Here is a 15,648-nt window from a genome sequence, read left to right as displayed (position 1 = left end):
TAGAAAGACGGCATGAATTCAGCGCTGGTCACCGGAGCCCACGGGTTCGTCGGCACGCACGTACGGGCGGAGCTGGCCGAGCGCGGCTGGGAGGTGATCAGCCTTGGGCGGGCGGAGCGTACGGACGACCACTACGTCCGGCACGACCTCGCTGACCCGACCGGCATCGACGCGCTCGCCCAGCAGGTCGGCGACCTCAAGCCGGACGTGATCTTCCACCTGGCCGCCTCGCCGGCCTTCAAGGCGGCCGGCGGCGACCCCACCGCGCTGGTGGCCGACGCGGTCTCAGCGACCTTCAACCTGTGCCGCGCGATGGTTGCGGCCGGCAGCAAGGCGCGGCTGCTGGTGGCCGGCTCCTCGGCCCAGTACGGCGCGCTGCCCCGAGAGCTGAACCCGGTGACCGAGGACGCTCCGCTGCGCCCGGTCAACGCGTACGGACACGCCAAGGTCGCCGCCGAGGCCACCGCGATGGCGTTCGCGGCCACCGGGGCGCTCGACGTGATTCCGGTACGCGCCTTCAACCACATCGGTCCCGGCGAGCCGCCGACCACGGTCGCGAGCGCATTCGCCCGCCGCATCGCGGACGTGCGTGCCGAGCTTTCCGACACGGTCACCGTCGGAGACCTCGACGCGGTCCGCGATTTCACCGACGTACGCGATATCGCCGCTGGCTACGTTGAGCTGGCCGAACGCGGTGAGTCAGGCCGGCTTTACAACCTGTGTTCGGGCCGCGAGGCGACCGTTGGCGCGGTCCTGGCGGCTTTGCTGGCCGCAGGGGGGTTGGACCCCTCGGTGGTGAGGGTCACGGACCCGCCATCGGGCGCCGCGAACCGACCTGGCAGCATTCCGTATCAGGTCGGTTCTCCCGCGCGCGTGCGTGCGGAGATCGGGTGGAGCGCTCAGCGGCCGCTGGCCGACAGTGCGGCCGACCTGCTGGACGCCGTGGAGAAGGCTGGACGCCCGTGACGGAAGGACAACCGGTGCAAAGTTGGGCAGGCCGGAAGGTTCTGGTGACCGGTGCCGGAGGGTTTATCGGCTCACACCTGGTCGAGGAACTGGTACGCGCAGGCGCGCAAGTGCGGGCGATGGTGAAGTACAACGGCCGCTCCGAGATCGGCATGCTGGCGCTCTCGCCGGCAGACGTACGCGAGTCGATCGAGATCGTGCACGGAGACATCACCGACCCGTTCTACGTGAAACATGTGTGTACGGACCGTGATGTTGTCTTCCACCTCGCGGCCCTGATCGCCATCCCGTACTCGTACACCGCGCCGAAGTACTACGTGGACGTGAACGTCAACGGCACGCTCAACGTGCTGCAGGCGGTTCGCGAGCTGGAGATCCCGCGGATGGTGCACACGTCGACCTCGGAGACGTACGGCACCGCGCTGTACACCCCGATCGACGAGAAGCACCCGCTGCAGCCGCAGTCGCCGTATTCGGCGTCCAAGATCGGTGCGGACTGCATGGCCGAGTCGTTCTACCGGTCCTTCGGGACACCGGTGGCCACGATTCGCCCGTTCAACACGTACGGACCACGGCAGAGCGCGCGAGCGGTCATCCCGACCATCGCGAGCCAGCTGCTGGCCGGCCGCGACCAGGTCAAGCTGGGCGATCTTCGGCCGGTACGCGACCTGACGTTCGTGACGGACACCGCGCGCGGCTTCATGGCGGTCGCGAATGCCGATGAGTGCATCGGCACCGCCACCAACGTCGGCAACGGCAAGGGCATCACCATCGGTGACCTCGCCGCGTTGATCGCCGAGGTGGCTGGCCGTCCGGACGTACCGATCGTCGAGGACACCCAGCGGCTGCGGCCGGCCAAGAGTGAGGTGTTCGAGCTGATCGCGGACGCTTCGGCGGCCAAGAAGCGGGCCGACTGGGAGCCGCAAGTGTCGCTGCGCGAGGGGTTGTCCAGAGTCGTGGACTACGTCAAGAGCAACCTGCACCGCTATGACGTGGACCGGTATACGACATGAGGGCGGTCATTCTGGCCGGTGGCAAGGGGACGCGGCTAAGACCGTTCACCACCAGCTTCCCCAAGCCACTGATGCCGGTCGGTGACATACCGATCCTGGAGATCGTGCTCCGCCAGTTGCGGATGCACGGAGTCACGGACGTAACGATGCTGACCGGGCACCTGGCGTACCTGCTCGAGGGCTACTTCACCGACGGTTCGCACCTGGGCATGAAGATCGAGTACATCCGCGAGGACAACCCGCTCGGCACCGCCGGACCGCTGCGGTCGCTGACCGGCAAGGTGTTCGACGACTTCTTCGTGATGAACGGCGACCTGCTCTGCAACATGGACTTCAGCGACTTGATGAAGCAGCACAAGTCCGAGGCCAATCCGGTCACCGTCTCCACGTACGTCCGCAGTGAGAAGATCGAGCTGGGCGTGCTGAAGGTCGCCGAGGGCGGCCGGGTGTACGGGTACGAGGAGAAGCCGACGCTGCGCTACGACGTCTCGATGGGCGTCTATGCGATGTCGCCAAGCGTGCTGGAGCGGATCCCGGACGGCTTCTACGACATGCCGACGCTGATCCTGGACCTGCTGGCCGCCGGCTTCGAGGTCGGCAGCCGCCGGCACGACGGCCTGTGGCTCGACATCGGCCGCCCGGACGACTACGACGAGGCCAACTACCTCTTCCGCAATGACCCGGAACTCTTCCTCCCCGGCTACGCCCCACCCTCCCGCTAGGTTTCGCTCTTCGGTGGCCCGTTCGCTGCGCTCGACGCAGCGGATGGGCCATCGACGTTTTTACGGCTCTGTTTATGGCTGTGTCTATGGCCATGGCGAGGCGACGCGGCGGGGGGAGTGTGGGGCGGCGGTGAGAGGCCGGCCGACGCGGGCGAGGTGCAGGAGTTGCGGTGCGGCGAAGCCGAGGCGGTCGGCGAGGCGGCGGCGGGTAGTGGGGGCGTCGATGATCTGGCTGAGCGGGTGGTTCGCGAATCCGTGCGACGACAGGGTCAGCCAGATCCGCATCAGCACCCGGCCGAAGGTCACCTGGGTGTCCACATCGCTCTCCGGCGGCCCCACCAGGACGATCGCGGTGCCGTCGTACGCGAGCAGCGACTTCGACGCGGCGGCGAGCGCGGTCGCGAGGCCCAGGCGGTGCAGCGGGCGGTGCACGGCGAGAGCGGCGTGCAGGCCGGCCGCCTCGGCACGGCTGAGCGCCAGCGCGCGGTCGGACAGCCCGTCGCGGTGGTAGGACGGGTGCGTACGGGCAAGCCGCACCCACTCGGCCAGCTCTTTCGTCACCGGCACCGACGAGAACAGGTGCCGGTCGGCTTCGTAGAGCAGAGCGGCCACATCGCGCGTACCAACCGCACGCACCGCGCCGCCGGCCGTACTGGCGAGGGCGTTGAGCTCGGCCAGCAGGGACTCGTCGAGCTGGCCGGGTTCGTACGCGCCGCGGTTCGACGCACGTTTGCGCACGTCGTCGGCCGTGAAGGGAGAGGCGTACGGGCCGGCTGCGTCCATCAGCCGGCCGATTCGGTGATCGCCGTGGTCCGGTGTGAAGTCGATCGGCAGGCCGGCCGATCCGGCGACCACGAGAGCTGTCTCCACGAAAGCGCCGAGGGAGAGCTGCAGGTCGCGGCCGGTCGGGTCGCCGGCCGGCAGTTCGCAGGCCCGGTCCCAGCCGATGTCAATGGCACTGTCCTGATAGTTGAGCGTCCACGGTTGGGTGTTGTGTGCGCTCGGCGCCCGCCAGATGATCGGCTCAAGCGCGGCGAAGGCCCGCTGGTCCATCAGATTTCCTTCTCATAGAAGGCATAGCCGTGCAATGGCCGGCCGCCCATCGCGCGATACTGGGCCGCCGACGCGGGGTTGGTGCGTTCGACGTACGTGCTGCGCAGTGTGTCGTAGCCGCCGGCTCGCAGATTTTTGAGCAGCTCGCGGGAAAGCAGCCGCTGATAGCCGTGGCCCTGTTCGCCGGGAACAGTGCCCTTGATGACCAGGATCGCCTCCCGCCGATAGCGACTGCGGCTGACCAACAGCCGCAACTGGTTGACCGCGTTCAGGTTTCCGCTGGTTTTCCGGACGAAATCGGAGATGTCCGGGATGCACAACACGAAAGCCGCCGGGCGACCGGCTTTGGTCAGGTAGAGCAGCAAAGATTCGTCGATCAGGTACGCGAGGCCATCCGTCTGTCGAGCCAGCTGTTCGGCGGAGATCTCGGTGTAGTAGCCGAGCTGGGCGAAGCTGGCGTTCAGCATCCCGCGCAGGATCGGCAGCTGCTCTGCCAGATGTCGCCGGCTGCCACGATGCAGCTCCAGATCCCCGAACAAGTCACCTTCGAAAGGGAAAACCTCGTGGACCGATCGCGGATCGTCCTGCAGGTGGTCGCAGATCCAGGTCTCGGACGGAAATCTCGCCTTAAAGCCGTTGCTCGCGTACGCGTCTGGGTAATAGGCGGGATTCCACCCGCTGTCGACGAAGCCGCGCTGGTCGAAGCCGGAGGTGATGACTCCGCCGGATTGATTTGGCAGCAACGAAACCGGCCCGAACACCGACGCCCGGCCGGCTTGCAGGCCAGCCATGCAGATTTCCTCAAAGAGCGTCTTCGTGACCGTGTCGTCGTCGACGAATTCGGTGAGCCCGAAGAGCTGGACTGGCCGGCCGAGTTTGCGGTCGAAGTCCGGGTCGGTGTGCAGGGTCGTACGAGCGACCACCTCGCCAGCCGCGTCCCGGAGCAGGTGCAGTCGTACGCCCGGCACCTCGCCACCGTGCCAACCGCGGATCTGCTGATGCATTGTTGGGATATAGCGTGGATCGTGACCGTGGAGCCGGTCGGGGAAAGCCAGGAAATCGGCCAGGTCACGGCGGGTACGGACCGGGGTGAGTCTCATCGGACGCGCGCCTTCCGGATGACCGGCGGACCGGCGGTTTCGTTGCCCAGCGGGGTAAAGGTGTCGATGTGCTGCATGGCGCCGTCCTCAGCGCGCCAGATTCCCTGTGCGTAGCCGGATTCCGCCGCGCTGTAGAGCCGAATCCACCCTCCGAGGGCGTTCTTCTTCCCGTCGCTGATCCACGGCATCAGGGCCCGGTGATGTTTGCTGCGGGCGAACCGCAACAGCGCCTCCCGGTCCTCGAAGAACGCGATGGTGCCGAGGGTGAACGGAAACTCCCAGTAGACGTGGTGCCAGACGTAGCCGCGCATCCGTTTCATGTCGCGTACCAGCTGGAACCACGTACGGCTCAGCGAGACGATCGAGCCCGGGCCGCGATAACGGGTGGCGCCGATGAACATCGCGGTGGCCCGGGCTTTGTCCGGTGCCTGCGAGAAGTCGGTAGTCCTCATGACCGGTCACCCGTTTCCCTGACGAGGTAGGTGTTCTTGAGTTTCTGAGCGATGGCCGCGAAAGGGCCGGCCGCCGGATCGAAGATCCGCACCCGTACGTCGGCCGCGGTGGGATCTTCGGCGAGTGACTGGGCGAAGTCGCGGGACACCTTGGCCAGGTGCCGCAGAACGCCCGCACGGCAGGTGGCCGCCAGCTCTTCGCGTTCCGGGTCGCCGATCGGTTGGCGCAGCTCGATGTTCACGATCGGACGGGACTCGTGGTCGGCGGTCTCCACCAGCGAGAGGCTGAAGCGGCTGATCATTTCGGCCAGCGGGTTTTCTTCGTACAGGCCGTATTCCACATCTTGTGGGTAGATGTTGGCGCCCATGTACGAAATCGTGCTGTCGGCGCGTCCGTAGAGCAGCAACAACGGCAGGCTCATCCGCTCGCCGCCGGTGGCCTCCATGGCCGCCTGCCAGCGCGCGGGCTCGCGCTTGAGGATCCGGACCACGTCCTCGTACGACCGCAGGGCCGCCTCGTCGCCGATGTTGTAACGCAGTTTTGGCTGCAGCGCGTGCGTTGACGTGACCGTGCAAAGAAGTTCGCTGCTGTTGTTGACCTCGAGGTAGGTGTCGAGCGGGTTGTACTGGAAGATCATCGGCAGCCGTTGTTCGTCCGCGCCGATCAGCTCGGCCCGCAGCTCGGGGTCGGCGAGCAGTTCTTTGCGCAGCCACACAGTAAAACCTGTCTCGACGCCCATCCCGATGGTCAGGTCGCTGGCGCCGAAGCAGGAGCGTACGGAGGCGAACCGTTCGGTCAGGTAGTCGCGCAGTGCCTCGGTGAGCGCCTCACCGCCGACGACGCCGTGGATTTTGTACGCCGGCCAGTCAAAACCTTCGGAGTCCAGCCGGTCGCGCAGGTGCTTGAGGAACGGCGGGTACGCGGTGATCAGGTAGTCGAAGTCCGGGCCGAAATGCGCCAGGGTGTCGACGATCTTGTCCAGATCGGGACCGGTGTTCTTCACCATCGCGACTTTCAGCATCGCGATGCCGGTGTTCGTGCCGGTCGCCCACGCGCCCATCGAGAACGCGTTGATCACGAATGGCTTGCGGACCTGGAAAATCAGGCCGGTATAGCAGGCCGCGTTGCGGTAGACCGCGGCCAGCTCGCGGTGGCCGCGTACCCAGTTGAACGGCCGTCCCGAGGACCCGGACGACTCGTCCACCATCGTGCCGACCAGGTCCAGCCGGCCGTTCCGGCAGCGGCTGATCTCGTCGTACGCCTGCACGTAGGTCTTCTTGCTGGTCTCCGGGAAATCCTTGCGACCGCGGAGAAAGTCGCGGTAGGCCGGCACACTGAGGGCGGCCAGCCGGCAGGTCGCCCGGGCGTGCACGCGGGCCAGCCGGCTCAGCCCGGGCCGGTAACGGCGTACCAGCCGCCGCCAGATCGCCGGATGCAGTGACGACAAGTGGTATGCCCAGGTCAGGCCGACGCAGAAGATCCGCAGGACCAGCAACATCAGGCGTTCGGACGGCGTACGCCCGGCCAGCACCGGCTTGCTCGGCCGCGGCGTCACGTCCGGCACGTCCAGCTCCCGGTTCACCCGGTCGCGGTACGAGGTGAGGCTGTTCGACACCGTGTAGGCCGCGTGCGCTGGCAGGTCGGCTGACCGCAGGCTCGCGTAAGCGGTGGTGATCGCGTCGGAGAGATAGCTGGCGAGGGTGGGAACGAGGGAAAACATCCGCGGCGTCCGATGGTCTCGAGGCTGGCTTGCTGTCGAGTTCCATCGTTCGCGACCAGCGGCTTTGCCAGCAGCGCCAAAGACACCAGGTGCGCTGAGTACTTCTACCCGTTCACAGCCAACCGCGGCGACCGGCTTGCAGGCCGGCTTGGAAACGGGTCTGGGCGCCGAGGTCGGCCATGATGTCCCGAAGGTGGCGTTGGACCGTACGCGGATGCCAGCCGAGGTGACGGCCGATGGCTTCGTCGGTGAGGCCGGCGGCCAGCAGGCTCAGCAACTGCCGGTCGCTGACCGTACGCGGCTGCCCGGTCGCCTGCGCGGGCTGGCCGGCGGAGGGTTCGTCGAAGCGGACCGGCACGGCGGTCCCCCAGATCGCTTCGAACAGCGCTATCAGCGTGTCCAGCAGCGACGACGAGTGAATGACCAGCGCACTGTCACTGGTGGCGGGACGTTCCAGCGAGATCAGCCCGAGGGAGTCGTCGGCGATGAACATTTTGACCGGTACGCCACCGGCGACGCGCACCTCTTCGCCCTGGGCGGCGAATTCCTGTGCCACCGCGAGTCGGCCGGGCAGGTCCAGGCCGGCGGTGTCGTACACGGTCCGGTAGCGGATCCCGCGGGCCAGTGCCTCCTTTTCCACGTCGTTGGTCAGCCCGCCGGCTATATATGGCGGGCGGTCGAAGATCCGGACCTGCTCGACGGCGGCCCGCTGCACCTGCTCGCAGCGTTGAAAGACCGCCTCGGAGCTGGTCACCACCTCGACGATCTCCTCGGGCCGGGTGGCCACCCGGCGGGAGTGATAGCGCTCCATAAGGTTCTTGGCCGTCAGGCGTACCTGCTGCAGCTCCCGCTCGGCGGACCGGACCAGGACCTCCAGCGCCACATCCGGCGGGGCCGGCTGGTAGCGCACCGGCCGGCCGGACAGCCGGGAAACCAGACCCTTGGCCTCCAGCGCCACCAACGCGGTCGGCACCGCGGGACCCGGCACGCACTCGCGGATCTGCGCCACGGTGGCTGGCGACTGTTCCAGCAGAGCCAGGTAGGTCGCCTGTTCCGCTTCGGTCAGGCCGATCGCTTCCAGCACCCGTCGCTCCTGTCCCGGTACGCACGCAATGCAGGGGGAATGCCTGTTGTCGTATTCACGACATTGCCGGGAAATACATCATGCCGGCTCTTTCGCCGGCTCGGGCCCGAATGCCAGCCTGAGGTGCCGGTGGTGTTAGGCGAACGCGCGCGAGACCGCAGACCAGCCAAGAAACGGGACTCGCGCGGCCAACGTTTCGTTCGCCCATCGTCCGGTTCGAGTGCGGCGGTGGCATCGGTCCCCACCCCCAAGCCGCCGCCGCCTCGGTTTTTTCGCCGCGTTTGGACGGGCGACTAATCGGGCGAACCGCACCGGTGGCAGCATGTCAGCCGTGAGCGGGATCACCGCCGGCATCCGGCCGGTCGCGATGAGTGTGGTGCTCGCGCTGCCCGCGACCGCATCCGGTGGGCTGTCACTGCTGGTCGCCGGCGCGGCGATCGTGCTCGCCGTGCTCGTGCTCGCGGTCGTGATCATCGCGGTCATCCGGCGCCGGCGCAGTCGTACCAGCGCGAACGAGCAGACCGGGTCGGAGGTGGGCTACCAGGTCCTGCACACCGCCACGCTGCTCGCGTGTGCGTTGCGCGGCGGACTGACGCAGTACGGTGCTCAGCGCGCACTGCCGCATCTCGCGGCGCTGCTCAGCGGCCAGGCGGTGGCGCTGGCCGACCGGGATGGGCTGCTCGCCTGGTACGGACCCGGCGAGCCCGAGCACGCCACCCGGATCACCTCCTTGATGGCCGAGTCGATCGCTCGCGCGCGGCCCGCGGTGCTGCCGCCCGGCGAGCTGCGCTGCGCGGACACCGACTGCCCGTTGGGCACCGGGGTAGCGGTGCCGCTGGACCGGTCCGGCCGTACGGTCGGCGCCCTCGCCGTCCTCACCGGCGGCGAGTCGACCGACGCGCTGGTGCTGGCCGCCGAGGAGGCCGGCCGCTGGGTGTCCGCGCAGCTCGGGTTCGCCGACGCCGACCGGCAGGCCAAAGCGTTGGCCCGCGCCGAGGTACGGGCGCTGCGGGCGCAGATCAGCCCGCACTTCATTTACAACGCGCTGTCCGCGATCGCCTCGTTCGTACGCACCGACCCGGATCGGGCCCGCGAGCTGATCGAGGAGTTCGCCGAGTTCACCCGCTACAGCTTCCGCTCGCACGGCGACTTCACCACGCTCGCCGAGGAGCTCCGGTCGATCGATCGCTACCTGCTGATCGAGCGGGCCAGGTTCGGCCGCCGGCTGCAGGTCCGGATGCAGGTCGCGCCGCAGGTGCTCGGGGTGGCGGTGCCGTTCCTGTGCCTGCAGCCGCTGGTGGAGAACGCGATCCGGCACGGCCTGTCGGCCAAGCGCGGGATCGGCACGATCACCATCATCGCGTCCGACGCCGGGCCGGACTGCCTGCTGTCGGTGGAGGACGACGGCGTCGGCATGAAAGCGTCCGAGCTCGACCTGCCAGACACTTCTGGCGACATCGGGGAACATGTCGGGATGGCGAACGTGGACATCCGGCTGCGGTCGATGTTCGGGGATCGGTACGGGTTGCGGATCGACACCGCCCTCGGTGTGGGGACCAAGGTCAGCATGCGGGTGCCGCGATCCCATCCGGCCAGTGCCGGCGAGGGACGGCGATGAACAGCGGGCTGCGGGCGCTTGCGGTGGACGACGAGGCGCCGCAGCTGGACGAGCTGGCCTTCCTGCTGGGCGCGGATCCCCGGGTGGCCTCGGTGACCGTCGCGAGCGATGCCCTGCAGGCGCTTCGGATGCTGCGCGACGAGGGCATCGACGCGGTGTTCCTGGACATCCGGATGCCCGGCCTGGACGGCCTGGAGCTGGCCCGGGTGCTGCGCCGGTTCGTCAAGCCGCCGTCGGTGGTTTTCGTGACCGCGCACGAAGAACGCGCGGCTGACGCGTACCAGCTGGGGGCCGTGGACTACCTGCTCAAACCACTGCGGGCCGACCGCCTCGCGGAGTCGCTGCGCCGAGTGGTGGCCGCCCGCGGCGATGCCGAGGCGAGCCCGGGCACCGACGGCCGCGAAGAGGTCATCGCGGTCGAGCTGGGCGGCGTCACCCGGATGATCCACCGGTCCGCGGTGCGCTGGGTCGAGGCGCAGGGCGACTACGCCCGGCTGCACACCGCCGGCGGCTCGCACCTGATCCGTACCCCGCTGAGCGCCCTCGCCGACCGCTGGTCCGAGGCCGGTTTCGTCCGCATCCACCGGTCGTACGTGGTCGCCCTGTCGGCGATCAGCGAGCTGCGTACGACCGACTCCGGCTATGTGGTGATCGTCGACGAACTGCCGCTGCCGGTCAGCCGCCGGCACAGCCGAGCCGTACGGGACCGCCTGGTCGGCTATTGAATTGGCCGCAGTGTTGATGGCCGCAGTTCCTGCGGCGGCGCTGGGTTGATGGCCGCAGTTCCTGCGGCGGCGCATCCGGTTCGCGTCGCCGGGGCGCCCAAAAACCGGGCACCCCACCGCCACGAACCTGGGCGACCTCCGGTCGCCGCGCGGGCGGGGTGTGGATGGAAACCCGTGTGGCTGGTTTAGCCGCGACAAGCCGTTGCGGCGCGAAATTGTCGTAGGTGTCTGTTTTTCTTTCCCCCTCCCTTTGAACGGGCGGGGGTGGGTCGAGAGACATGGCCAACCGCCGACCGAAGGCTCAGCGCCTGTTGGGTTTCCGTACCCAGTACTGATGTCAGGATCGACTGATGACGGTTAACGAGCAGACGTACGGGGCGGGCTGGGCCGCCGACTATGACATGATTTTCCCGGACGGGCCGGGCGTCGACGCGACGGTCGACGCTTTGGTCGCGTACGCGGCGAAAAGTGGTGCGGCCGAGCCGGTGGCGCTGGAGCTGGGAGTGGGCACCGGGCGGGTCGCCATCCCGTTGGCCAAACGTGGCATCCGGGTGCACGGCATCGACCTGGAGCCGACGATGCTCGAGGTCCTGCGGGCGAAGCCGGCAGCGGTTGAGGTGACCGACCGGCTGACGGTGGCGGTGGGTGACATGACTGATGTCGAGACCTTCCTTACGCCTGGTGCGCCTACAAAATACGACCTGGTCTACACGGTTTTCACCACCATCTCGGCATTGCCCGACGGCGCTGCACAGAAACGCTGCGTACAGGCGGCTTCTCAGGTGCTGGCCGAACGCGGTCGTTTTGTCCTGGAAGTGGCGCTGCCGCGGCTCGACTCCTTCGACGGAGCCGGGCGTCGGTCGCGGCATGTGGGAAAGTTCGGTGACAGTCCAACAATGGAGACCGCCCGGCTCCATCTGGTGGATCAGGTCATCGAGTCGGAGATCGTGATGTTTTCACCGGACGGGCGCGTACGCGTCCAGCCGATCCATCACCGGTTCCTGTGGCCGGCCGAGCTAGACCTGATGGCCGAGGCCGCCGGGATGCGGCGGGTTTCCCTTACCCCTGGCTGGAAACCGGGTTCGTTCACGCCGTCGACGCCGCTTTATGTGGCCGAATACGTACTGGTCTGATCGATCAGCTCTGTAGATAGTGCAGGACGGCCAGCACCCGGCGGTTGTCGTCGCCGGTCTGGGCGAGGCCGAGTTTGTCAAAGATCGCGCCGATGTGTTTGGCCACCGCGACCTCGCTGACGCGCAGGTCACGGGCGATGGCCGCGTTCGTACGGCCGGCGGCCACCCGGTGCAGGACCTGGAACTCGCGAGCGGTCAGTGTGGTCGTGCCGCGCCGGTGGGCGAGCAACCGGCGTACCACTTCCGGGTCGATGACGACCGCGCCGGCGGCGATCTGACCGATCGCCTCGACAAAGTCGGCGACGTCGGCGATCCGGTCCTTCAGCAGATAGCCGATCGCGGCTGGATGTTTTTCGATCAGTTCGGCGGCGTACGTCTGGCCAACGTACTGACTCAGCACCAACACCGGCATTCCCGGCTGCTGGTCGCGGATTTCCAGCGCTGCCCGCAATCCTTCGTCCCCGTGTCCGGGCGGCATGCGTACGTCCGTGATCACGAACTCGGGATGGTGCTCCTGGACGGCGGCGACTAGTTCCTGTGCGGTGCCGACGGCGGCGACAACGGTGTGGTCGTACTGCTGTAGCAGCGCGACCAGTCCTTCCCGCAACAGAAGGGAATCCTCGGCGATGGCAATTCTCATCGGATCGGAATGTCCAGCCGGAGCACTGTCGGACCTCCTGCCGGACTCGTCACGGTCAAGGTGCCGCCGACCGCGTCGGCGCGGTCGACCAGTCCTTGCAGCCCGGAGCCGGCGGAAATGTCCGCACCGCCCACTCCATCGTCGGTCACCACCACAGTGAGTGTGCCCGCGATGTGCCGGCCAGTGACCACAATACGGTCGGCGCCGCCGTGTTTTACCGCGTTTGTCAAGGCTTCCGCGACGGTGAAATAACCGGCGGCCTCAATCGGCGCGGGAAATCGCTGTGCCGGCTCAAAATCCAGCTCGATCGGAATCGTCGCCTGGCCGGCGAGCTCGACTACGGCCGGTCCGAGGCCACGGTCGGCGAGCACCCGCGGGTGGATGCCCTGCACCAGGTCACGCAGTTCGTCGATGGTCTGTTTGGCCTGCTGGTGAGCATTTTCGACCGCTTCGAGAATCTCCGCTGAGACCTGTTCGTGCGTCAGCCGTACGCGTAGCAGCCCCAATTGCAGGGACAGCGCCAGCAATCGCTGTTGGGCACCGTCATGAAGATCGCGCTCGATCCGCCGCCGCTCGGCCTCGAACCCGTCCACCAGCCGAGCCCGGGACCGGGTGAGGTCAGCCACCTGCCTGGCCGGATCGGGGCCTGTTGGCAACAACCTGAGGACGAGCGTCGCCCGCGCGGTCGCGGTCGTCACGAGCAGGTAGGCCGAACCGATGCAGAGCACCAGTCCGATGAACGGGGTCAACCAGATCCAGCCGGCCAGGGCGACGCCGGCTGGTACGGCACGTGCTGGCGCGACAGCGGTGATGAGCGGCCCGAACAACGTACTGGCTGTCGGCAGCACGGTCACCGTCACCACCGTCAGATCGAAAAGCCAGAGCACGGAACCTGTCGACAGCGCAAAAAACAGCTCCCGCCAGGTGGCGGACTCGGTCAGCCTGGCCCGCAGCCAGGTCCGCGCACCGGGCGCTGGCGGCTCGCGGTGCGGACTGCCGGCGACCGAAAATCCCATCAGCGCCATCCGCCGCCGCTCGACTGCGGCCAGCGGAAGACCGGCCAGGCACACGGCGGTCAGCAGGCACAGTCCAATGAGGACAGGTGACAACAGAACTCCGAGGGATGTCAGCAGTACGAGCGAAATCATCGTCGCCGCACCGACCAGCGCGCCGCTGGCCTGGTAGCCGAGAGCGCGCCACGGCCAGCGTGAGGACAGGAACTGCCAAGGCGGCAGACGCAGCGCCTCCCAGCCTGTCCTCGCGTCGCTCATCCGCCGAGACTACGACGTTTCCGGCCGGCCGCCCATACAGCTTTCTATACCCTTGCCCTGTCACCAGCGGTATTACGCCGGCGCGTACCGGGATCCAGCCTGTAGTCATGCGAAAGGCAACAAGGAAGACCAAGAATCTGCTGGACATTCTGCATATCGGCAGTTCGATCGGTTGGCTTGGCGGCGGATTCATGATGTTGACGATCAATATCGCCGGATTGCTCACGGCCGACCCACAGCTGCGGCATGCGGCTCACGAGATTGCGCATGTCCTGGACCGCTGGCCGCTGACTGCTCTTTCGGTGACAGCGCTCGTCACCGGGGCATTACTGGGCCTGAAGACAAAATGGGGTCTGGTGCGCTATTGGTGGGTGACAATCAAACTCGTGCTGACCAGCGTCCTGCTTGTCACCACTCCGATTCTGGTCGGTGGCTGGGCTCTGGACGCTGTCGACCGCAGCGGTCGACCGGGAGTGCTCGCCGATTCCGCGTATCTGGTCGATCGAGCCGAGCTGCTGGGGGCGTCGGTCAGCATCATCTCGCTGCTGACCTTCATGCTCGTACTATCCGTGGTCAAACCATGGAAACGCATCCGGCAGCGGACCTACCTGAAGAGGGTTGAGGCCTCAGGCCAACGAGATCACGGAAAAGCGCACGGCGACGGCTTGCCGTCGACTCGGACGGCGGTGGACCGTACGTAGCCACTGATCTTGTTGGACCTTAATTTTTAGTTGAACATCGGTCCTCGAACCCACCCCCCACCCGTCACTGGGTGGGGGCAAATCTGCCGGAGGGTACGACAGTTTCGCGCCGCACCGGAGTTTTGGCGAAGCTGGCCGGGGTGTGGGCGTTAAGAATCGGCGGGCGGTGGTTAAGAACGCGTTAGGGCCGGGTCTCGTACGGCCAGAGCCGACTTAGCGTCGAAGGCATGGCCGTCAGCCTGCACCTTCGTGAAGCCCACCCGGATCAACTGCGGTGGGAGTTCGGCATGGCGCTCGGATTCGCCACCGCGCTCGGCGCCACCGCCGTCACCACACTGTTCCCAGCCGCGGTGCCGTGGTGGGTGCTCGCGCTGGGCGTCGCGGCCGCGCTGGTGGTGGTCAGCCGGTGGATGTCCGTCGGAGCAGCCGCCTTCACCGCCGTCGTGGGCTGGCTCTGCGTCGAGGGCTTCCTGCTCAGCACAGACGGCACCCTGCACTGGCATGGACCGCAGGATCTGGTCGTGCTCGCCATTGGCCTGGTAGCCGTACTCGCGCTGCCGCTGTGGCACCGGCTGCGGGCCTGACCCCCGCCGAACACCGTCCGTAGTGGGCCTGAGTCGATTCTCTTTCCGCTGGTCAACGGGGGTTGCGGGGGTTTTGTACCCTGACCGGGAGTCACCCAGGTGAGAACGGCGAGGGCATCGCCGGCCGCCGCCTCGACCTACTGGAGGGGTCAATGACGCTCGTCAATCTCAACGAAGTCGGTGTGCTGTCGCAGTCCGGGCAGGGGTATGACACCAACGCCGGCGACCAGCACAGCGAGTCGCGGTCGTTCGTCGGCAAGATGGACGCCTCGCAGGCCGGCCTGAAGGGCTCCGCTGGTTCGTCGTTCACGAACATCTCGACGCTCTCCGGCGCCAACCTCACGCAGCTGGCCAACCACATCGCCGAACAGGCCCGCCGCGCGGTGACCACCGAGAACACCCTGGTGAACTCGGACGACGACGCCCACTCCGCGCAGCAGGGTTCGCTCGGCTCGGCGGACACCTTCACCTCCGCGCTCAGCCGCGGCATCAACGCCTGAGAGGACTTCCGACATGTCCAATGCTTCCATCCGCGCCGACTTCGGCGTCCTCGACCAGCTCAGCTCCGACCAAGGCGGTCACGCCGGCAACATTGACGCGCTGCGGGCCACCCTCAAGTCCCACGTCAGCAAGGCGATCGACAACTTCGCCGGCGGCATGGGCCAGGAACAGCACCAGGCCTGCATGGCCAAGGCCGACCAGCTGATCGACGAATACATCAGCGGCGTCCGGCAGTTCCAGGGCTCCACCAACCAGGTCAACGACACCTTCCAGGCTGGCGGCCAGAAAGCCCAGAGCATCCTCGCCTCTGGCGCCTGAGTTTCTCCGCAAACCCCCGTACGTCGTTGCGTACGGGGTTTTGCAT

General features: G+C 67.2%; 17 protein-coding genes. 10 read left to right on the top strand and 7 right to left on the bottom strand.

The window, feature by feature from the left end; translation table 11 throughout:
• The first annotated feature begins 12 nt into the window (after window positions 1-12).
• From ABD301_RS13870 to ABD301_RS13860, 3 genes are read left to right on the top strand one after another with little or no spacing between them, the layout of a single operon-like run.
• Complete coding sequence (locus ABD301_RS13870) at window positions 13-966, top strand: NAD-dependent epimerase/dehydratase family protein (protein WP_163568270.1); 954 nt, start codon at window positions 13-15, stop codon at window positions 964-966.
• 14 nt (window positions 967-980) lie between these two features.
• Window positions 981-1,979: an SDR family NAD(P)-dependent oxidoreductase gene (locus ABD301_RS13865; RefSeq protein ID WP_344310454.1), complete on the top strand. Its 999-nt coding sequence runs from the start codon at window positions 981-983 to the stop codon at window positions 1,977-1,979.
• Window positions 1,976-2,701 carry a sugar phosphate nucleotidyltransferase gene (locus ABD301_RS13860; protein WP_163568272.1) on the top strand — a complete coding sequence of 242 codons (726 nt, stop codon included), beginning with the start codon at window positions 1,976-1,978 and terminating at the stop codon, window positions 2,699-2,701. Before ABD301_RS13865 ends, ABD301_RS13860 begins: the two co-directional genes overlap by 4 nt.
• An 84-nt stretch (window positions 2,702-2,785) precedes the next feature.
• Here the strand turns inward: ABD301_RS13860 and ABD301_RS13855 are convergent, their stop codons facing one another.
• The 5 genes from ABD301_RS13855 to ABD301_RS13835 form a co-directional block, all read right to left on the bottom strand.
• Window positions 2,786-3,754: a nitroreductase gene (locus ABD301_RS13855; RefSeq protein ID WP_163568273.1), complete on the bottom strand. Its 969-nt coding sequence runs from the start codon at window positions 3,752-3,754 to the stop codon at window positions 2,786-2,788.
• Complete coding sequence (locus ABD301_RS13850; protein ID WP_344310451.1) at window positions 3,754-4,854, bottom strand: GNAT family N-acetyltransferase; 1,101 nt, start codon at window positions 4,852-4,854, stop codon at window positions 3,754-3,756. The genes ABD301_RS13855 and ABD301_RS13850 overlap by 1 nt, the downstream gene beginning before the upstream one ends.
• Window positions 4,851-5,306: a hypothetical protein gene (locus ABD301_RS13845; protein ID WP_344310449.1), complete on the bottom strand. Its 456-nt coding sequence runs from the start codon at window positions 5,304-5,306 to the stop codon at window positions 4,851-4,853. The genes ABD301_RS13850 and ABD301_RS13845 overlap by 4 nt, the downstream gene beginning before the upstream one ends.
• On the bottom strand, window positions 5,303-7,027 hold the full coding sequence (locus ABD301_RS13840; RefSeq protein WP_344310447.1) for a phenylacetate--CoA ligase family protein: 1,725 nt from the start codon (window positions 7,025-7,027) through the stop codon (window positions 5,303-5,305). The genes ABD301_RS13845 and ABD301_RS13840 overlap by 4 nt, the downstream gene beginning before the upstream one ends.
• Window positions 7,028-7,139: 112 nt before the next feature.
• Window positions 7,140-8,111 (bottom strand): helix-turn-helix domain-containing protein, encoded by a 972-nt coding sequence (locus ABD301_RS13835; protein ID WP_344310445.1) that lies wholly within the window; start codon window positions 8,109-8,111, stop codon window positions 7,140-7,142.
• Window positions 8,112-8,433: 322 nt separating this feature from the next.
• Between ABD301_RS13835 and ABD301_RS13830 the strand changes: the two genes are divergently transcribed.
• The 3 genes from ABD301_RS13830 to ABD301_RS13820 all read left to right on the top strand — a co-directional run bounded on the left by ABD301_RS13830 (window position 8,434) and on the right by ABD301_RS13820 (window position 11,587).
• Complete coding sequence (locus tag ABD301_RS13830) at window positions 8,434-9,729, top strand: sensor histidine kinase (RefSeq protein ID WP_344310443.1); 1,296 nt, start codon at window positions 8,434-8,436, stop codon at window positions 9,727-9,729.
• Entirely contained in the window at window positions 9,726-10,454 is a 729-nt protein-coding gene (locus ABD301_RS13825) for a LytR/AlgR family response regulator transcription factor (protein ID WP_163568275.1), read from the top strand. Before ABD301_RS13830 ends, ABD301_RS13825 begins: the two co-directional genes overlap by 4 nt.
• Before the next feature lie 350 nt (window positions 10,455-10,804).
• On the top strand, window positions 10,805-11,587 hold the full coding sequence (locus ABD301_RS13820; protein WP_344310440.1) for a class I SAM-dependent DNA methyltransferase: 783 nt from the start codon (window positions 10,805-10,807) through the stop codon (window positions 11,585-11,587).
• A 4-nt stretch (window positions 11,588-11,591) separates the two neighbouring features.
• On the opposite strand, the gene ABD301_RS13815 is transcribed toward ABD301_RS13820, so the two are convergent.
• Window positions 11,592-12,227 (bottom strand): response regulator transcription factor, encoded by a 636-nt coding sequence (locus tag ABD301_RS13815; protein ID WP_344310438.1) that lies wholly within the window; start codon window positions 12,225-12,227, stop codon window positions 11,592-11,594.
• Window positions 12,224-13,498: a sensor histidine kinase gene (locus ABD301_RS13810; protein ID WP_344310436.1), complete on the bottom strand. Its 1,275-nt coding sequence runs from the start codon at window positions 13,496-13,498 to the stop codon at window positions 12,224-12,226. Before ABD301_RS13810 ends, ABD301_RS13815 begins: the two co-directional genes overlap by 4 nt.
• A 107-nt stretch (window positions 13,499-13,605) precedes the next feature.
• Between ABD301_RS13810 and ABD301_RS13805 the strand changes: the two genes are divergently transcribed.
• From ABD301_RS13805 to ABD301_RS13790, 4 genes are all read left to right on the top strand, one after another.
• Window positions 13,606-14,199: a hypothetical protein gene (locus ABD301_RS13805; RefSeq protein WP_344310434.1), complete on the top strand. Its 594-nt coding sequence runs from the start codon at window positions 13,606-13,608 to the stop codon at window positions 14,197-14,199.
• A 227-nt stretch (window positions 14,200-14,426) separates the two neighbouring features.
• Entirely contained in the window at window positions 14,427-14,783 is a 357-nt protein-coding gene (locus ABD301_RS13800; protein WP_163568279.1) for a hypothetical protein, read from the top strand.
• A gap of 152 nt (window positions 14,784-14,935) precedes the next feature.
• Window positions 14,936-15,283, top strand: a complete 348-nt coding sequence (locus ABD301_RS13795; protein ID WP_344310432.1) for a hypothetical protein — start codon at window positions 14,936-14,938, stop codon at window positions 15,281-15,283.
• A gap of 13 nt (window positions 15,284-15,296) precedes the next feature.
• Complete coding sequence (locus ABD301_RS13790; protein ID WP_163568281.1) at window positions 15,297-15,602, top strand: hypothetical protein; 306 nt, start codon at window positions 15,297-15,299, stop codon at window positions 15,600-15,602.
• Window positions 15,603-15,648: the final 46 nt, after the last annotated feature.

The sequence above is a fragment of the Fodinicola feengrottensis genome (genome assembly GCF_039530045.1).
GTDB classification, from domain to species: Bacteria; Actinomycetota; Actinomycetes; order Mycobacteriales; family HKI-0501; genus Fodinicola; species Fodinicola feengrottensis.
Note: the sequence above shows the minus strand (reverse complement) of the source record. Positions and strands in the feature narration are given on the sequence as shown.

Coding starts and splice junctions, on each gene's coding strand:
- ABD301_RS13870 (WP_163568270.1), top strand. CDS start 13: ATGAATTCAGCGCTGGTCACCGGAGCCCACGGGTTCGTCGGCACGCAC.
- ABD301_RS13860 (WP_163568272.1), top strand. CDS start 1,976: ATGAGGGCGGTCATTCTGGCCGGTGGCAAGGGGACGCGGCTAAGACCG.
- ABD301_RS13855 (WP_163568273.1), bottom strand. CDS start 3,754: ATGGACCAGCGGGCCTTCGCCGCGCTTGAGCCGATCATCTGGCGGGCG.
- ABD301_RS13850 (WP_344310451.1), bottom strand. CDS start 4,854: ATGAGACTCACCCCGGTCCGTACCCGCCGTGACCTGGCCGATTTCCTG.
- ABD301_RS13845 (WP_344310449.1), bottom strand. CDS start 5,306: ATGAGGACTACCGACTTCTCGCAGGCACCGGACAAAGCCCGGGCCACC.
- ABD301_RS13840 (WP_344310447.1), bottom strand. CDS start 7,027: ATGTTTTCCCTCGTTCCCACCCTCGCCAGCTATCTCTCCGACGCGATC.
- ABD301_RS13830 (WP_344310443.1), top strand. CDS start 8,434: ATGTCAGCCGTGAGCGGGATCACCGCCGGCATCCGGCCGGTCGCGATG.
- ABD301_RS13825 (WP_163568275.1), top strand. CDS start 9,726: ATGAACAGCGGGCTGCGGGCGCTTGCGGTGGACGACGAGGCGCCGCAG.
- ABD301_RS13820 (WP_344310440.1), top strand. CDS start 10,805: ATGACGGTTAACGAGCAGACGTACGGGGCGGGCTGGGCCGCCGACTAT.
- ABD301_RS13815 (WP_344310438.1), bottom strand. CDS start 12,227: ATGAGAATTGCCATCGCCGAGGATTCCCTTCTGTTGCGGGAAGGACTG.
- ABD301_RS13810 (WP_344310436.1), bottom strand. CDS start 13,498: ATGAGCGACGCGAGGACAGGCTGGGAGGCGCTGCGTCTGCCGCCTTGG.
- ABD301_RS13805 (WP_344310434.1), top strand. CDS start 13,606: ATGCGAAAGGCAACAAGGAAGACCAAGAATCTGCTGGACATTCTGCAT.
- ABD301_RS13800 (WP_163568279.1), top strand. CDS start 14,427: ATGGCCGTCAGCCTGCACCTTCGTGAAGCCCACCCGGATCAACTGCGG.
- ABD301_RS13795 (WP_344310432.1), top strand. CDS start 14,936: ATGACGCTCGTCAATCTCAACGAAGTCGGTGTGCTGTCGCAGTCCGGG.
- ABD301_RS13790 (WP_163568281.1), top strand. CDS start 15,297: ATGTCCAATGCTTCCATCCGCGCCGACTTCGGCGTCCTCGACCAGCTC.